The 15,194-nt window shown below is 64.3% G+C and carries 17 protein-coding genes; 15 read left to right on the top strand and 2 right to left on the bottom strand.

What is annotated here, in order from left to right:
* Positions 1-13 precede the first annotated feature (13 nt).
* Complete coding sequence (gene thiL, locus QPC17_RS05630; RefSeq protein WP_285347081.1) at positions 14-988, top strand: thiamine-phosphate kinase; 975 nt, start codon at positions 14-16, stop codon at positions 986-988.
* Position 989: 1 nt separating this feature from the next.
* On the opposite strand, the gene QPC17_RS05625 is transcribed toward thiL, so the two are convergent.
* Positions 990-1,838: an HAD-IIB family hydrolase gene (locus QPC17_RS05625; protein ID WP_068539165.1), complete on the bottom strand. Its 849-nt coding sequence runs from the start codon at positions 1,836-1,838 to the stop codon at positions 990-992.
* A 166-nt stretch (positions 1,839-2,004) separates the two neighbouring features.
* Between QPC17_RS05625 and nrfH the strand changes: the two genes are divergently transcribed.
* From nrfH to QPC17_RS05590, 7 genes are all read left to right on the top strand, one after another.
* Complete coding sequence (nrfH, locus tag QPC17_RS05620; protein ID WP_062613728.1) at positions 2,005-2,523, top strand: cytochrome c nitrite reductase small subunit; 519 nt, start codon at positions 2,005-2,007, stop codon at positions 2,521-2,523.
* A gap of 148 nt (positions 2,524-2,671) precedes the next feature.
* A complete protein-coding gene (locus QPC17_RS05615; protein WP_246783081.1) occupies positions 2,672-4,006 on the top strand; it encodes an ammonia-forming cytochrome c nitrite reductase subunit c552 in 1,335 nt (444 codons plus the stop codon).
* 75 nt (positions 4,007-4,081) lie between these two features.
* Positions 4,082-4,858 (top strand): tetratricopeptide repeat protein, encoded by a 777-nt coding sequence (locus tag QPC17_RS05610; RefSeq protein WP_068539159.1) that lies wholly within the window; start codon positions 4,082-4,084, stop codon positions 4,856-4,858.
* Entirely contained in the window at positions 4,848-5,543 is a 696-nt protein-coding gene (locus tag QPC17_RS05605) for a cytochrome c biogenesis CcdA family protein (protein WP_285347080.1), read from the top strand. Before QPC17_RS05610 ends, QPC17_RS05605 begins: the two co-directional genes overlap by 11 nt.
* An 11-nt stretch (positions 5,544-5,554) precedes the next feature.
* A complete protein-coding gene (locus tag QPC17_RS05600; protein WP_062613731.1) occupies positions 5,555-7,000 on the top strand; it encodes a cytochrome c biogenesis ResB family protein in 1,446 nt (481 codons plus the stop codon).
* Positions 7,000-7,914 carry a cytochrome c biogenesis protein CcsA gene (ccsA, locus tag QPC17_RS05595; protein WP_062613732.1) on the top strand — a complete coding sequence of 305 codons (915 nt, stop codon included), beginning with the start codon at positions 7,000-7,002 and terminating at the stop codon, positions 7,912-7,914. Before QPC17_RS05600 ends, ccsA begins: the two co-directional genes overlap by 1 nt.
* 20 nt (positions 7,915-7,934) lie before the next feature.
* Positions 7,935-8,549 (top strand): TlpA family protein disulfide reductase, encoded by a 615-nt coding sequence (locus QPC17_RS05590; RefSeq protein ID WP_083281146.1) that lies wholly within the window; start codon positions 7,935-7,937, stop codon positions 8,547-8,549.
* Between the two features lie 227 nt (positions 8,550-8,776).
* Here QPC17_RS05590 and rpmB read toward each other — a convergent pair whose 3' ends face one another.
* Positions 8,777-8,968 carry a 50S ribosomal protein L28 gene (rpmB, locus tag QPC17_RS05585; RefSeq protein WP_062613734.1) on the bottom strand — a complete coding sequence of 64 codons (192 nt, stop codon included), beginning with the start codon at positions 8,966-8,968 and terminating at the stop codon, positions 8,777-8,779.
* 192 nt (positions 8,969-9,160) lie between these two features.
* Between rpmB and QPC17_RS05580 the strand changes: the two genes are divergently transcribed.
* The 7 genes from QPC17_RS05580 to mutM are packed head-to-tail and all read left to right on the top strand — an operon-like array spanning position 9,161 to position 15,160.
* The gene (locus QPC17_RS05580; RefSeq protein WP_285347079.1) at positions 9,161-11,392 is read left to right on the top strand and encodes an ATP-dependent DNA helicase RecG; all 2,232 of its coding nucleotides are present in this window, start codon (positions 9,161-9,163) and stop codon (positions 11,390-11,392) included.
* The gene (locus tag QPC17_RS05575; RefSeq protein WP_285347078.1) at positions 11,389-11,955 is read left to right on the top strand and encodes an RsmD family RNA methyltransferase; all 567 of its coding nucleotides are present in this window, start codon (positions 11,389-11,391) and stop codon (positions 11,953-11,955) included. The genes QPC17_RS05580 and QPC17_RS05575 overlap by 4 nt, the downstream gene beginning before the upstream one ends.
* Positions 11,952-12,425, top strand: coding sequence for a pantetheine-phosphate adenylyltransferase (coaD, locus tag QPC17_RS05570; RefSeq protein WP_285347077.1), 474 nt, complete (start codon positions 11,952-11,954; stop codon positions 12,423-12,425). Before QPC17_RS05575 ends, coaD begins: the two co-directional genes overlap by 4 nt.
* A complete protein-coding gene (locus QPC17_RS05565) occupies positions 12,422-12,925 on the top strand; it encodes a hypothetical protein (RefSeq protein ID WP_285347076.1) in 504 nt (167 codons plus the stop codon). Before coaD ends, QPC17_RS05565 begins: the two co-directional genes overlap by 4 nt.
* Positions 12,925-13,578 (top strand): YceD family protein, encoded by a 654-nt coding sequence (locus QPC17_RS05560; protein ID WP_062613739.1) that lies wholly within the window; start codon positions 12,925-12,927, stop codon positions 13,576-13,578. Before QPC17_RS05565 ends, QPC17_RS05560 begins: the two co-directional genes overlap by 1 nt.
* A complete protein-coding gene (gene rnc, locus QPC17_RS05555) occupies positions 13,571-14,251 on the top strand; it encodes a ribonuclease III (protein ID WP_143602124.1) in 681 nt (226 codons plus the stop codon). Before QPC17_RS05560 ends, rnc begins: the two co-directional genes overlap by 8 nt.
* A gap of 15 nt (positions 14,252-14,266) precedes the next feature.
* Positions 14,267-15,160 (top strand): bifunctional DNA-formamidopyrimidine glycosylase/DNA-(apurinic or apyrimidinic site) lyase, encoded by an 894-nt coding sequence (mutM, locus tag QPC17_RS05550; RefSeq protein ID WP_062613740.1) that lies wholly within the window; start codon positions 14,267-14,269, stop codon positions 15,158-15,160.
* Positions 15,161-15,194: the final 34 nt, after the last annotated feature.

The raw sequence follows: 15,194 nt of genomic DNA, 5'->3' as shown, positions 1-15,194 counted from the left end.
CTAGGGTGAGCACATGCTCATCTCGCACACCACCGAAGACGACCTCATCTCACGCTTCCTACCCCTTCTGCCGCGCGGCGAAGGGGTAGACGTGCCTTCGGGGGACGACTGTGCCGTGCTCGCCATAGCCGGGGCGGCCGCGATCTCCACCGACATGCTCGTGGAAGGCCACCACTTCCGGCGCGACTGGTCAGGCGGAGCCGACATCGGCTTCCGGGCCGCCATGCAAAACCTCGCCGACGCCGTGGCCATGGGAGCCCGGCCCCGCACGCTTGTCATCTCGCTCGGCCTGCCCGGCTCGCTCGAGGTGGAGTGGGTGGAGGACTTTGCGCGCGGGTTGGCGGAGGCGTGTGCGCCACTGGGGGTTGGCGTGGACGGAGGAGACCTGGTGGGCTCGGAGGCGATCGTCATTGGCGTGACCGTGCTGGGCGACATGGAGGGGCGCGCGCCCCTGCGCCGCTCCGACGCCCAGATCGGGGACCGGGTGATTCACGCCGGGAACCTCGGGCACGGTGCGGCCGGGTTAGCCCTGCTCGAGGCCGGGGTGGACATCGACGCGGCGGTGGCCGGGCTCGTGGACGACTTCAAGCGGCCCAAGCCGCCGCTCGATGCCGCGCTCGCCGCGGCGATGGCCGGGGGCGTGACGGCAATGATGGACGTCTCCGATGGCCTCGTCCGCGATGCGCGGCGCCTAGCGAAGGCCTCCGGGGTGTGGATCGACTTCGACCCACGCTCACTTGAAAGGAAGCTGGGGCCGCTTGGCCGGGCAGCCGGTCGGCTCCACGCCGACCGGCGCGAATGGCTCCTCACCGGCGGGGAGGACCACGGGTTCATCGCCACGATCCGCCCCGGCGTCGCCCTGCCGGAGGGCTTCATCGACATCGGCGAGGTCATGGGCGCCTCCAACGGCGGGCGCGTGACTGTGGGCAACTGCGAAGTGGCAGGGTTTGGCGGCTGGGACCACTTCGGGGCCGGAACGGAGGAGTAGGCTAGTCGTCCTTGGCCCGGCGAGCAACCTCGGCCTGGAGAAGCCGCGCCACGGCGTCGTCAACCTTCGGCAAACGCCACCGGCACGTCTCAAGCACCTCAGGGCTGGCGAGCGCGGCCGCCACGGGGTAGCCGATGCGGCTGAGCCAGGCGACGTCGTTCTCCGAATCACCGACGCCGAGCCCGTCCTCGGCCCGCAGGCCCCGCACGGCGAGCGCCCTTTCGATCCCCTCCCACTTCGTGACCCCGGGGGCCACGATGTCGAGGAAGTTGGCATGCGAGCGCGTGGTGGTGGGGAAGCGCTTGGTGAACGCGCCGATCACGTCGTCCATGTGGTCGGGCGTGGCCGCGGCAAGCGAGACCTTGGTGGCGTGGGCGGGGGTGAACTGGTCGAGGTCGAGCACGGGCTGGCCCTCGCTCGCGTTCTCGTTGATCTCGAGCATGCCCATCGCATCCAGTGCGGCGCGGTCAGCGTAGATGCGCTCCTCGTCAAAGTAGAAGGGGACCAGGCCGTTGCCGTGGGCCATCGCCGTGACCTGCTCAACCTCCTCGACATCCATGTAATGCGCCGAGACGATATCCTTCCCGTTCCACACCACGCCGCCGCCGGCTGCGATCACCCACGCGTGAATCCCCGCCCGGCGCACCAGGTTCGCGCCCCCGTTGAGCAGGCGCCCGGTGGCCAACGCGATCGGCACGCCGGCGTCGTCAAGCGCACGCAACGCGGCGATCGTGACGTCGGAAGTGATGGAGTGCTCGTCCGTGAGCGTGCCGTCGATGTCGAAAACCGCGTGTTTGAGCGCGCCGCGGGGCCAGGGCAGGTTGTCAAAGTCGAGGACCGGGGTTCTCATTGGTACTTCCAGATTCAATCGTGTTAGCGAACAATCGCGGGACTAGTGTCCCAAAAAGCTCCACAACTCGTTTTTCAAGACGAAGTGTCCCGTAGTTGTTGTGAATAATTCTAATTCTCCTGACATCAAACATCATATGATGGTGTTAAGGAAATGGAGGCGAGGCATGGGCACACGGCAAAAATATCAACCCGGGTGGCTGAGGCGCACCTGGCGAGCTTTCGTCTCCACATTTTCGGGCTGGAAGGGCATCGTCCTCGCCGCCCTCGTCGGTGCGGTCATTGGCGTGGGGGCGATGACGCTCCAGGCTGCCGGCTTCACCAACTATTTTGGCAACGACCCCCAGACATGCAATTCGTGCCACGCGATGAACGAACAGTACAACGCGTATGTGCGAGGAAGTCACGCCAACGTTGCCACGTGCAACGACTGTCATGCTCCGCATGAGAATCTCGTTGCCAAGTACATCAACAAGGCCGAAAACGGCTTCATGCACTCCTTGAAGTTCACCGTGGGTAACTACCCTGAGAACATCAAGATTCGCCCACACAATCAAGAAGTCGTGGAACACGCCTGCCGCTATTGCCATGCGGATCTTGTGGACCAGGTTAACCACGGCTTCCTCGAAAGAAATGAAGAAATGTCGTGCGTCAAGTGCCACGACGGCGTTGGACACGCGAGGTGAGAATAGTGAGTAACGAGGAATTCGAAGTAGTTCCCCCCCCGATGGTGCTGGTGCATCGACCGCGACGAAGAAGACGTGGCCCGCCGTCGTCGTCCTCGTCGTGGTAGCCCTTGCCGCCGCGTTCATCACGTGGCTGTTCATGGACATTATGGACAAGAAGCAAGAGGCTGCCCATCCGTGGTCGCCCGTGGCGGAGATTACCGACACCACGTTTGATCCCGCAGTGTGGGGAGAAAACTGGCCCAAGCAATACGAGGGTTATATGGCGACGTCGGAGATGGATCCGAACAATAAGGTGGCCAACACCGATCCGTCCGTCCCCGAAGACACACGCGAATTTAAGACGCGTTCCAAGCTCGCCATCGAACCGCGTCTTGTGTCCATCTGGAAGGGCTATGCCTTCTCGGTCGAGTACAACGAGCCGCGCGGACACGCCTACATGCTCGACGACCAGAAGTACGTCAAGCGCATGACTGACTTCAACCAGCCCGGCGCCTGCCTTAACTGCCATTCCTCGGTCCCGGAGGTCGTTAACGCCCTTAATCCTGACGATCCGGCAGATGGCTGGGCACAGATGAACAAGCTTCCCTACTCGGAGGTCGTGCAACACGCGGGTGGCCCGATTGGCTGTATCGACTGTCACGATCCGGCGACCATGAAGCTGCGTGTCACCCGCCCCGCGTTCATTGAAGGCATCCGCGCAGTCAAGGCGTTGGAGGGCATCGAGGATTACGACGTCAACCGAGATGCCACCAACCAGGAAATGCGGAGCTTCGTGTGTGGACAGTGCCATGTGGAGTACTACTTCAAGGGCGAGGGGAAGACCCTCACCTTCCCCTGGACGAAGGGTCTGACCGTCGATGACGCCATCGCGTACTACGACGAGATCGGCTTCTCCGACTTCGAACATGCCACGACGGGAGCCAAAGTCATCAAGGCTCAGCACCCGGACTTCGAAACCTGGTCACAGGGCATCCACGCCGACAACGGCGTGACCTGCGCGGACTGCCATATGCCCTACAAGCGTGACGGCGCCGCGAAGATCAGCGATCACCAGGTGCGCTCGCCGATGCTAGACAACGCCTCCATCAACGCGGCGTGCCTGACCTGCCACCACTCTTCCGAAGACGAGATGCGTGGCCGTGTTGAGACAATCCAGAACCGATGGGGCGATGCTAAGGATGTTGCCTTCACTGCCGTGCAGGGCCTGCTTGATGACCTGGAGCAGATGAAGGGATCCGTTGATCAGGCCACCTTGGAAAAGGCCTATGACTTCCAGCGCAAGGCGCAGTTCATGGTTGACTACTCCGTCTCCGAGAACTCTCGAGGGTTCCATGCGCCAGGGTATTCACTGGCGGTGCTCAACGCCGCTACCGACTACGCCCGCGCCGGCCAGCTAGCACTCAGGGGTGTCGACGTTGACATCCAGCGCACCCCGGATAGCTATGACATCAAGCCGGTCGACCGGCCCGGCCCCAAGTAAAGAACCAGTAGCCGAAGGTCCCGATAGTGGTGCGGCGTCCCAGGGCGCCGCACCACACCATTGAGAAGAGTGAGCATGCCGCCATCAGGTCCCAAGGACGATCTCCCCCACGAAGAGACGGGCGATCCCGACGTCGTCGATGCCGACGTGGTCGATATTGACACGTACGAGGAGGACGACGGAAGTGATTCCCCGCCCAAGCCGGTTCGGGCCAAGGCGGCGCCTACCTCCCGCCCAGGGACCTCGCCGGCTGCGGGAGAGAAGAAAACAATCAACAAGCTCACGTTCGTGTTGACGGTTCTGCTGGCGATCGCCGTCGTGATCATTGTTCGGCAGGCCGGGCTGGGCCCGTCGGCGAATGACAACCCGACCCTTCCCGCGAACCACCCGGATATTTCTCAGATGGACATGGGCCAGATGGCGACCCTTGATGAAGAAAAGGTCGCCGAGCTTAACCAGAAGATCGAGGATAATCCGCAGGATGTGGATACCCTCAAGGAGTTGGGCAAGACCTACGTGGACGCCCGTCAGTACCAGAACGCGCTCGATGCCCTCAACAAAGCGATCGAAGTAGCCCCCGATGATATGGAAAGCCACCTCATGGCTGGCGTGTGCAAGTACTCGCTCAACAACTTCGAAGGCGCGAAGGAGAGCTGGATGAAGGCCACTGAACTCGATCCGACGAAGGCCGAGCCGTGGTTCAACCTTGGATTTGTTTATCTCATGGAGGAGCCCGTCGACGAGGCTGAGCTGACGCGCGTGTGGGACAAGGTCCTCGAACTGGCGCCCGACTCTGACATGGCCGCCGACATCATGAAGTACCGCGAGAGCGCCGAGACAAATGGAGATTAGTGTCCTCCTTTCCTTCGCGGCTGGGATCATCGCCTTCGCCTCACCCTGTTTCCTCCCGGTCGTGCCGGTCTTCGTCGGCCAGATCGTTGGGGGAGATCCGGGAGAGGTCTCACGTAGCCGCGCCGGATGGCACGCCGTGGCGTTTATGGTGGGGTTCTCGGTCATTTTTATGACGATCTGGCTGTCCATCGCGGCGGTAGGGAACGTCCTCGGACAGTACTCGAACGTCCTTCGGATCGGCGGCGGCGCGATCCTGATCGTTATGGGCCTGCACATGGCTCGCCTTATCTCAATTCCCGTACTCGACCAACTGATCCGCGGGGATCTCAAGGGACCGGCGGGGATTCGCAACGGCACGGCCCGCTCAGCTCTCATGGGCGTGGTTTTTGGTGCGGGCTGGACCCCGTGCATCGGCCCGATCCTTGGCGGCATCCTTGCCCTTGCTGTTCAAAGTGAGACGGCATGGCAAGGTGCCCTCATGATGGCAGTTTTTTGCCTTGGCTTGGGGCTTCCGATCGTGGCCGTGGCCATCGGCGCGGTTGACCTTCACAAACGCTTCAGATTCTTTCGTCGTAACCATAGGCTGGTGGAGCTTCTCGCCGGCACTCTGCTCATTGTTATGGGCTTCCTCATGATCACCAACCTGTTCGCACGCCTGGCCACGCTGGTTCCGGCCTTGCTGTAGGAGGAGAAGAAGTGTCTGATCAAAACACGGCCACCCACGAACCTGAGCAGGTGGATGCTCTCGACGGCGCCCGCATCTCTGGCGCCGAGGTGTGGCGTACTATTTATGCCCTCTTCTACAACAAGAAGATCGGTCTACTTCTCATCCTGATCGTGACGATCCTCAGCCTGATCGGTGTAGTCTTCCCGCAGGCCAACTCGTACGTCGTGGCCGATGAGGCGGCGTGGGAGGATTTCCTCACGAACCTGACACCGGTATACGGCGGGTGGACGAGAATTCTGGCGGCGATCGGTTTCTTCAACATGTTCTCCTCATGGCTGTTCAGGATCATGATGATCCTGCTGTGCCTGAGTATCATCGGTTGCACCACTCACCGCATTCCGCTTCTGTACCGCACGGCATACAAGCCGCGTAAGCGGGCGAGTGAGAACTTCTTCAACACGGCCCGCTTCCGCTACAGCGCAAGGCTGAGCGCGGACGCGGAGACAACCACGGATGCGCTGCTGGCTACGGCCAAGAGGCGCCACATGCGCGTGATCGCCGACGACGCCCAGCGCGAGTTCTTCTATCTCGATCGCTTCCACTGGGCGCCCTTTGGAACCGCACTTTCCCACCTAGCGTTCATACTTATCATCATCGGCTTCCTCGTCACCCAGAGCATGGGCTTTCGTAACGACTTCTTCCTCGTCACTGTGGGGGAGACCCAGGAAGTCGGCTACAACACGGGCCTGAGCGCCAAGGTCGTCTCGTTCCAGGATGCCTACAACGAAGACGGCCGTCCGCTCGACTACGTCTCCCACGTCATCCTCTACAAGGACGGGCAGACCGTGGCCGATCAGAACGTCCGCGTGAACTCGCCGCTGTCCTATGACGGCGTCATGTTCCATCAAGCCTCCTTCGGTATGTCCGCTGTGGTTTCGATTTCGGGGAATGCGGGCGAACTCCGCTCCGGGGGCGTGCCATTGCGCTACACGACCAGTGACGGGGCCTACAGCTACGGCGTCGTTGAGTTGGAGGACCCGGCCCTCGAGGTCTTCGTCATCACCTCAGCGTCCGGACGCACAAACCCGGATCTCGCGCCTGGCCAGGCGCGCATTGAGGTCTACGAGTCTGGCTCGCAGGAGACGATGGATATGAAGGTGGTGGACCAAGGCCAGCCCGCCACAGTCGCCGGCCTTGACATCACATTCGAACGCGAGGCTCAGTACGCCGGCCTCATCGTCCGAAGTGACCCGGGCGCGTGGGTGGTCTGGCTTGGTAGCGCGTTGCTTATTATTGGATCAATCATGACCATGGCACTACGTCACCAGCGCATGTGGGCGTGGGTGACCGCCACCGACGATGGCTCCGTCCTCCGACTGGCCTCGCACGACAAGCGTGACCTCGGGTTCTCGCGCTATTTCCATGGATTCGGTACCGAGATCACCGAACGCATCACACAAGGAAAGGAACTCTAATGCTTGAGTTTTCCCAGATTCTCCTTTTCGCAAGCACGCTAATTGTTGCGCTTGCCTTCGGAATCTACGTCATGGCTACTTTCGTTGCGCGCAATATGAGTTCGGCCAAGCAGTCTGCGACTGTGGCTGCGCCGACATCCGCTTCGGCCGTCGTCGTGGAATCGAACGTCACCAGCACCGAGACCCAGGTCCAACCCATGCAGGCCAGGGGGCTTCCGCGCATGGGCAACCTGCTCGAAAAGCTAGCCTTCCTCACCCTCACTGCCTCGGTCATTGTGCGCTACATCGCCACCGGTGAACCTCCGCTGGCCAACCAATACGAGTTCGCCACAGCCTTCGTATGGGGAATGCTTGCCTTCCAGATCTACTTCGAGCACCGCTACCGTATCCGCACGCTAGCGTTGTTCACGTTACCGGTCATTCTTGGCATGCTCATTTACGTGACCTCGTTGGACTTCGCCAAGGAGCCTCTCATGCCGGCACTCCAGAATAGTCCGCTACTGACCCTGCACGTGTTCACCGCTGCGCTGTCCTACGGCGCGGCAGTCATCGGATTCGGCGCCGCGATCATGTATCTGCTCGCACCGAAGGTCACCTGGCGCGGTTGGCCGAGGCCGGAGATCCTCGAGGAGCTCGGCTACAAATCGGTGGTCTTCGCCTTCCCGCTGTTGACCATCATGATCGTACTGGGAGCCATATGGGGCAACATCGCGTGGGGCCGTTACTGGGGATGGGATCCGAAGGAAACCTCGGCGCTAGTAACGTGGTTGATCTATGGCGCCTACGTCCATGCCCGTGTGGTTCGCGGCTGGCGCGGACGGAAGTCCGCATGGCTCCTAGTTCTGGGCTTTAGTGCCGTCCTGTTCACATTCTTCGGTAACCTGTGGTTTGATAGCCTGCACTCCTACGCTTAGATCTGCTACAAGGGAGAAATGTGAGTACGACTGATTGGCGCACCGGTATTCGCGAGTCGAAATACGGCACGATGATGGTGCTGATAGTGACGACGCTACTTGTTTTGGCGGGCGCATGGATCGTCTCCGGTTCGAGCTTTGGCGAGAGCTTGCTCGGCAAGGATGACACCCCTGCGGGTAGTGGCAAGGTCAGCCAGGTCGATGTCGACAGTGCACAACCCGCGCCAACGGTTGGCGAGCCCGCCCCAGCTTTTACCGCAGTCGACGTCGCAGGCAACGAGGTTTCCCTCGAGGCGCTGCATGGCAAGCCGGTGTGGCTGCTATTCGCGGCGACCTGGTGTCAGGGTTGCCGCGCGGAGATGCCCGATGTGCAGGCCGTTGCTGACGCGCGCGACGACGTCGAAGTTGTGGTCGCGTTCGTGGGCGAGCAAGACAACACCGTGAGCGGCTATCTTTCGCGTGCGGGATATGACTTCGCCGCAGTGGCCGACGAGTCAAACGATCTTTCGCGCGCATACGGGGTTCTTGGCATCCCGGCTCACTTCCTGATCGACGCCGAGGGCAACGTGGCGAACTATCGTGTGGGCGTGCTGTCGGAAGACTCGATCGAGGAGTTCCTCTCCGCCGCAAAATAAGGAGCGGGGCCACGGTGTGCTGCTTGGGAGTAGAGGACAACCCGATAGACGCAACGGTAATCCCGTAGATTCTCGCCAAGAACCGACAGAATAATGCGACATCTGGTGGCTTAACGTAACAGCTATGAGGCCGGAGCACTCATGTGGGGCTCATGCACCGGCATAAGACTCGCAAGCGCGGGCATAAAAAATGAGGCGGGATCTCCCGCCTCATTTGCATCTAAGAGCTAGATGTTGCGCGTCACCTTGCCGGCCTTGAGGCAGCTGGTGCACACGTTCAGACGCTTCGGCGTCCCATTGACGAGAGCCCGAATGCGCTGGATGTTCGGGTTCCAACGACGGTTGGTGCGCACGTGGGAGTGCGACACAGACTTACCGAAACCAGGGCCCTTGCCGCAGACTTCACATACAGAGGCCACGGTTATCTCCTTCGTTTGGGTTGAGAGCGCGCTCTCGCGCTCCTTGAAGCAACTTAAAGATGATAGCCGACGACGCATGCAAATTCCAACGTACCGGGCCAGTGGGATTGCGCACGTCTACCGCGGCTCGGCCGGAACGGCCGAGCCGCCATTCGTTCGCAGCTGCACGGTAACCTAGTAGCTGGAGGAAAGATGTCGGATCGAATGGCTGCTACCACGGCGGAGTCGTGGACGGCTCTCACGCGCCCGCTCGAGCGGGTCTTAGGTGCGCGCACCGGCGCAGCGTTTTCCAAAATGGGCCTGCACACGGTGGGCGACCTCCTAGATCACATTCCCTTCCGCCTGGCCCGGCGCGGCGAGCTCCTGCCGATTGAGGCGGTGCAAGAGGGAGAAGCGGTGACGGTGGTGGCCCGGATCGTCGATTCCCAGGTCCGGCCCATGCACTCCCGGCGCGGCTACATCTTATCCGTGGTGATTTCCGACGGGCGCCACACTCTTAACCTCACCTTCTTTGCCAAGTCCTCCCGTCCGCTGAACTTTCACGCCGCCAAGCTGCGCCCCGGCACGCTCGCCACCTTTTCCGGCACGATCACCTCCTACCGCGGCCAGCTCCAGCTTTCCCACCCGGAGTATGAGGTGGTGGAGGACGAGGCGGAGGTCGATCCGGCAAAGATTGCTCAGCCGATCCCGATCTACCACGCTGCCGCAAAGTTGCCCTCGTGGAAGATCGCCAAGGCCGTGGATGTCACGCTTGCCTCGCTGACCCCGAGCGACGTGCCCGATCCCCTCCCTGAAGACTACCTTGCCGATCACTCGCTGCCTGGCCGCTTCGAGGCGCTGCGCGCGGCTCACCAGCCGACCAGCGAGGAGGAGTGGCACAGCGCCATTGCGCGGTTCAAGCACGAGGAGGCCTTCGTGCTCCAGGCGTTGCTCGCCCAGCGGGCGGTCGACGCCGCCGCACACCCGGCGCCCGCGATGGCGCCCCGCGAGGGTGGCATCCTCGCGGCATTCGACGCCCGCCTTCCCTTCGATCTGACCGCCGGCCAGCGCGCGGTAGGTCAGGAGCTGGCCGCCGAGCTCGCCACCGCCAGCCCGATGCGCCGCCTTTTGCAGGGCGACGTCGGATCGGGCAAGACTGTCGTCGCCTTGCGTGCCATGCTCCAGGCGGTCGACGCCGGGCGTCAGGCCGTCCTCGTGGCACCCACGGAGGTGCTCGCCGCCCAGCACTACGCCTCCTTTCAGTCGATGCTGGGGGAGCTGGGGATGGCCGGCCAGCTCGGAGCGGCCACGCAGGCCACGTCGATTGAGCTACTGACGGGCTCGTTGCCCGCGGCGAAGAAACGCGCAACGCTCGCCGCGATCGCCTCGGGCGCGGCTGGGATCGTGGTTGGCACCCACGCCCTGTTTGAGGACATGGTCCAGATCCCGTTCCTCGGCCTCGTGGTGATCGATGAGCAGCACCGCTTCGGGGTGGATCAGCGCGACCGCCTCGCCGCCGGTGCCCACCTCCTCGTCATGACGGCCACGCCGATACCGCGAACGATCGCGATGACTTCCTTCGGGGAGCTGCAGGTCTCGACCCTGCACGAGCAGCCCGAGGGGCGCCGAGCGATCGCCACGAACCTGGTCCCGGCCATGAACGAACGCTGGGTGGAACGGGTCTGGGAGCGGGCCCGTGAGGAGATCGACGCCGGCGGCCGGGTCTACGTCGTCTGCCCGCGAATCTCCGCCACGGCCGAGGAGGAGGCGCCGGGCGACGCCGGCCCCGATGCCCTCGCCAACTTGGGCGAGCAGCTCGCCATCCACGACTTCGAGCCCGCCTCGGTCGAATCGGTCCTCGCCCAGGTGCGCGCCAAGCCGGTGCTCGCGGGGGTTGAGATTGGTGCGGTTCACGGCCGCATGGATGCCGAGGACAAGGCCCGAGCGATGGACGACTTCGCCTCCGGCCGCGCGCCCCTGCTCGTGTCCACCACGGTGATTGAGGTGGGCGTGGACGTGCCGCAGGCCACGATGATGGTGATTCTCGACGCCGAACGCTTCGGCCTGTCCCAGCTCCACCAGTTGCGCGGGCGCGTGGGGCGCGGCCAGAGGGAGTCGATCTGCCTGGCGGTCCACCACGCACTGGACGGCACGGTGGCCTTCGAGCGCCTGGCTGCCTTCGCCTCCACCACCGACGGCTTCGCCCTGGCGGAGAAGGACCTCGAACTGCGCAGCGAGGGGAACGTGTTGGGGGCGGCGCAAAGCGGGCGGTCGTCGTCGCTGAAATACGTGCGCGTGCGCACGGACGAAGAGCTCATCGGGGTAGCACGAGCCGCGGCCCGCGCGCTCGTGACGGCCGACGCCACGCTCGCCGACCACCCCGCCCTGCGTGCCGCGATCGAGGCGGCTAGCTCCGATTCCACCGACTACCTGGAGAAGATATGACCAGAATCGTGGCAGGCACCGCCGGCGGGCGCAACCTGCAGGTGCCCAAGTCCGGAACGCGCCCCACGTCGGAGCGCGTGCGGGAGGCGATGTTTTCCCGCCTCGAGCACTACGGCTACATCGAGGGCTGCGCCGTGCTCGATCTGTACGCGGGCTCGGCGGCACTCGGGCTCGAGGCGAAGTCCCGCGGGGCGCGCAGCGTGGTGAGCGTGGAGGCCAGCCGGCAGGCGGCCGGCGTGGCGCGCGCCAACGCGAAGGCGACGGGGCTGGAGATCGACGTCGTGCCCATGAAGGCCGAAACGTACCTCGCCACCGAGCCCTCCGAACGCTTCGACCTGGCGTTCCTCGACCCGCCTTATGACATCGGGGAGAGGGCCCTCGCGCTCGTGCTTGAGCTCCTCGTGCCGCACCTGGCCGCGGACGCGATGGTGGTGGTCGAGCGCTCGAAGCACTCCCCGGAGCCGGCCTGGCCCGAGGGCCTCGAGCTCGACGACGACCGCACGTGGGGCGACACCCGCGTCTGGTCCGCAGTGATGGCGGGGGAGGGTAGACTGGAGCCATGACACTAGCGGTTTGCCCGGGATCCTTCGATCCGCTCACTCTTGGCCACATTGACGTGATTGAGAGGGCGCGGGGGATGTTTGACGAGGTCGTGGTGGCCGTGAGTCATAACGCGAAGAAGACCTACCTGTTCAGCCTCGACGAGCGCGTGGAGCTGGCGCGTGAGGCGCTCGCCGGCGCCGGCGGGGTGCGGGTGGAGGCGGCCACCGGGCTGATTGCGGACTTTGCGCGCGAGCGCAGGGCGGCGGCGATCGTCAAGGGCCTGCGCGGGGCGGCGGATTACGACGCCGAACAGGCCATGGCGCTGCTCAACCGGCACCTGTCCCACATTGAGACCGTGTTTGTTATGGGCGATCCGGCGCTGAGCCACATAGCATCTTCCTTCGTTAAGGAAATAGCCTCTTACGGGGGTACAATCGACGATCTGGTGACGCCGAATGTTGCGCGTGCACTGAGGAAGGTCAATTCATGAACGAACAAGGCGAATCGCTGCTCGAGATCCTGGACGAGCTGGTGGAGATTGTGTCCCACGCGAAGTCTTTGCCGATGTCGGCGTCGGTGATGGTCAACCGCTCAGAGTTGCTGGACCTGCTGGAGACGGCGCGGGAGATCGTGCCCGATCAGATCGTCGCGGCGGACGAGGTGTTGCAGGAGGCGTCGGCGGTGTCGGAGTCGGCGCGTCAGGATGCGGATGCGATCCGCGAGCGCGCCGAACAGGACGCGGCCACGATCGTGGCGGAGGCCCGCGAGCAGGCCTCGCGCCTGGTGGCCCAGGATCAGATCACGATCGCGGCGAAGTCGCAGGCCACCCGCATTCTGGACGAGGCGCAGACGAAGGCCGAGCACATGAAGCGCGGCGCGGACGATTATGCGGCCACCACGCTTGACCAGCTGTCGGAGGCGCTCGGCGGTCTGCTCGAGCAGATCGCGGCCGGCCGCGCCCACCTGGCCAACCGCCTGGAGGATGAGTGATGACCAGCCCGTACGTCGTCTCGATCATTGACCTGCCGCGGGCGGAGGGCGCCCAGCGCGAGCTCAGCACCGAGCTGCCGGCGCCGGCCGAGTGCGGCATCCCGATGGTCCGCGTGGTGGAGGGCGACCCGATTGACCTCGATATCACGCTGCAGTCCGTCTCCGAGGGCGTGCTCGTGCAGGGCATGGTCAGCGCCACCGCGCACGGCCAATGCGCCCGGTGCCTGACCGACATCACGCTCGACCTGCATGAACCAGTGGCCGAACTCGTCTTCTATCCCGAAAGCCAAAAGGCCCTCCTCGACGAGGGGGACGAAGAGGCTAAGGACATGCCGATCGTCGCCGACGACACGATCGACATGGAACCCATCGTCCGCGACGCGCTCGTGCTCGCCATGCCTCTCATCCCGCTGTGCCGCCCCGACTGCGAAGGCCTGTGCCCCGAGTGCGGCGAGCGCTGGGAGGACCTGCCCGACGGCCACGCCCACGAGTTCCTCGACCCGCGCTTCTCCGCCCTCGACGCGCTCGCGGCCCAACTTTCTCAGGAGGCCGACGACACCGACGTGTCCGACGACGCCCGCCCGGCCGGCGCCGGTGCCGGGCCTGCGGACGCGACCGGCCTCGACGGCGTCGTTGAGGACCCCCGTGCATAAGCCAATCACGCAGCGGGAGGTGGAGGCGTGGGGCGCCACGATTGATCCGCGCTACGTGGAGCCGGCGCTGACGCACCGGTCTTGGGCGTACGAGAACGGCGGCGAGCACTCGGAGCGCCTGGAGTTTCTGGGCGATTCGATCCTGGGCGCGGTGGTGACCAGCTACATTTTTGCCACGTACCCGGACATGAACGAGGGCGGGATGTCGAAGATTAAGGCGGCCGCGGTCTCGGAGCGCTCGCTGGCGGAGATCGCCCGGCGGCTGGGCCTGGGCGCGTTTATTCGGCTCGGGCACGGCGAGGAGAAGTCGGGCGGGCGGGATAAGGATTCGATCCTGGCCGACACGGTGGAGGCCCTCATCGGCGGCACGTTCCTTACGCACGGCGTGGAGGTGACGAACGAGGTTGTGCTGCGCCACCTGGTTCCGCAGGTGGAGGCCGCGCAGAAGATGGGTCCGGCCCTCGATTGGCGCACGGCGTTCGAGGAGAAGGCCCGCGAGCAGGGGATCACCGGCAACCTCAGCTACGAGGTGGAGGGCGAGGGCCCGGACCACGCGCGCGTGTATACAGCCGCGGTGATCGTCGACGGGGTCAAGCGCGGGGAGGGTACGGCCACCTCGCAAAAGCAGGCCAAGCTGGAGGCCTGCAAGGCCGCCTACTACGCGCTCGGCTAGCCCGCGCCTAGCACGATGCCCGAGCTTCCCGAAGTTGAAACCATCCGCCTGGGCCTTGAGCCCATCGCGGTGGGTGCGACGGTCGTGGGCGTGGAGGTGCTGAGCCCGCGGGCAGTGCGCCGTGCGCCGGAGGGCCTGGAACCGCTGGTCGGGCGGCGAATCGAGGCGGTGGCCCGACGCGGCAAGTACCTGTGGCTCGACGCCTCCGGCCTGGCCCTCGTCGCACACCTGGGCATGTCGGGCCAGTTCCGCGTGGGCGGGGCGGACAACCCGCACCGGCGCGCCTCGCTCTTTTTTGACGGCGGCGTCCGGCTCGACTTCGTAGACCAGCGCACGTTTGGCCACCTCATGCCCGATGTGTACGTCCCCACCGGTGACAGCGCGCCTGCCGGCCGGGGGAGCGCCGATACGCTCATCCCGCGATCCGTGGCCCACATCGGCCGCGACCCACTCGACCCGGCCTTCGACCTCGAGGCCGTCATCCGCCGCGCCCACGCCAAAGACTCCGAGATCAAGCGCATCCTGCTCGACCAGTCGGTTGCCTCCGGGGTGGGTAACATCTACGCCGACGAGGCGCTGTTTGCCGCCCGTGTTCACCCGCGCCGACTGGCCAGCCGCATGTCGCTGGCGAAGATCCGCGAGGTTTACCTGGCGGCGGCCGACGTCATGGCCCGGGCGGTGGAGGTGGGTGGCACGTCGTTCGATACCCTCTACGTCAACGTGGACGGCGCGGCCGGCTATTTCGACCGGGCGCTTAACGTTTACGGGCGCGGCGGGATGCCGTGCCCGGCGTGCGGAACTGCGCTGAGGCGCGAGCCGTTCATGGGCCGTTCCTCGCACTTTTGCCCCGCCTGCCAGCGCGCCCGGCACGTGCGGCCCCTGAAGAGGAAGCGTCTCGTCGAAAAGTAGGGCGATATCTGGCTAAGATGGCGGGGTGAGCACT

It is taken from the genome of Trueperella bernardiae, assembly GCF_030246965.1.
Classification (GTDB): domain Bacteria; phylum Actinomycetota; class Actinomycetes; order Actinomycetales; family Actinomycetaceae; genus Trueperella; species Trueperella bernardiae.
Note: the sequence above shows the minus strand (reverse complement) of the source record. Positions and strands in the feature narration are given on the sequence as shown.

Bases quoted from the DNA above. Each gene is read 5' to 3' on its own strand.
- thiL (WP_285347081.1), top strand. From the start codon at position 14: ATGCTCATCTCGCACACCACCGAAGACGACCTCATCTCACGCTTCCTA.
- QPC17_RS05625 (WP_068539165.1), bottom strand. From the start codon at position 1,838: ATGAGAACCCCGGTCCTCGACTTTGACAACCTGCCCTGGCCCCGCGGC.
- nrfH (WP_062613728.1), top strand. From the start codon at position 2,005: ATGGGCACACGGCAAAAATATCAACCCGGGTGGCTGAGGCGCACCTGG.
- QPC17_RS05615 (WP_246783081.1), top strand. From the start codon at position 2,672: ATGGACAAGAAGCAAGAGGCTGCCCATCCGTGGTCGCCCGTGGCGGAG.
- QPC17_RS05610 (WP_068539159.1), top strand. From the start codon at position 4,082: ATGCCGCCATCAGGTCCCAAGGACGATCTCCCCCACGAAGAGACGGGC.
- QPC17_RS05605 (WP_285347080.1), top strand. From the start codon at position 4,848: ATGGAGATTAGTGTCCTCCTTTCCTTCGCGGCTGGGATCATCGCCTTC.
- ccsA (WP_062613732.1), top strand. From the start codon at position 7,000: ATGCTTGAGTTTTCCCAGATTCTCCTTTTCGCAAGCACGCTAATTGTT.
- QPC17_RS05580 (WP_285347079.1), top strand. From the start codon at position 9,161: ATGTCGGATCGAATGGCTGCTACCACGGCGGAGTCGTGGACGGCTCTC.
- QPC17_RS05575 (WP_285347078.1), top strand. From the start codon at position 11,389: ATGACCAGAATCGTGGCAGGCACCGCCGGCGGGCGCAACCTGCAGGTG.
- coaD (WP_285347077.1), top strand. From the start codon at position 11,952: ATGACACTAGCGGTTTGCCCGGGATCCTTCGATCCGCTCACTCTTGGC.
- QPC17_RS05565 (WP_285347076.1), top strand. From the start codon at position 12,422: ATGAACGAACAAGGCGAATCGCTGCTCGAGATCCTGGACGAGCTGGTG.
- QPC17_RS05560 (WP_062613739.1), top strand. From the start codon at position 12,925: ATGACCAGCCCGTACGTCGTCTCGATCATTGACCTGCCGCGGGCGGAG.
- mutM (WP_062613740.1), top strand. From the start codon at position 14,267: ATGCCCGAGCTTCCCGAAGTTGAAACCATCCGCCTGGGCCTTGAGCCC.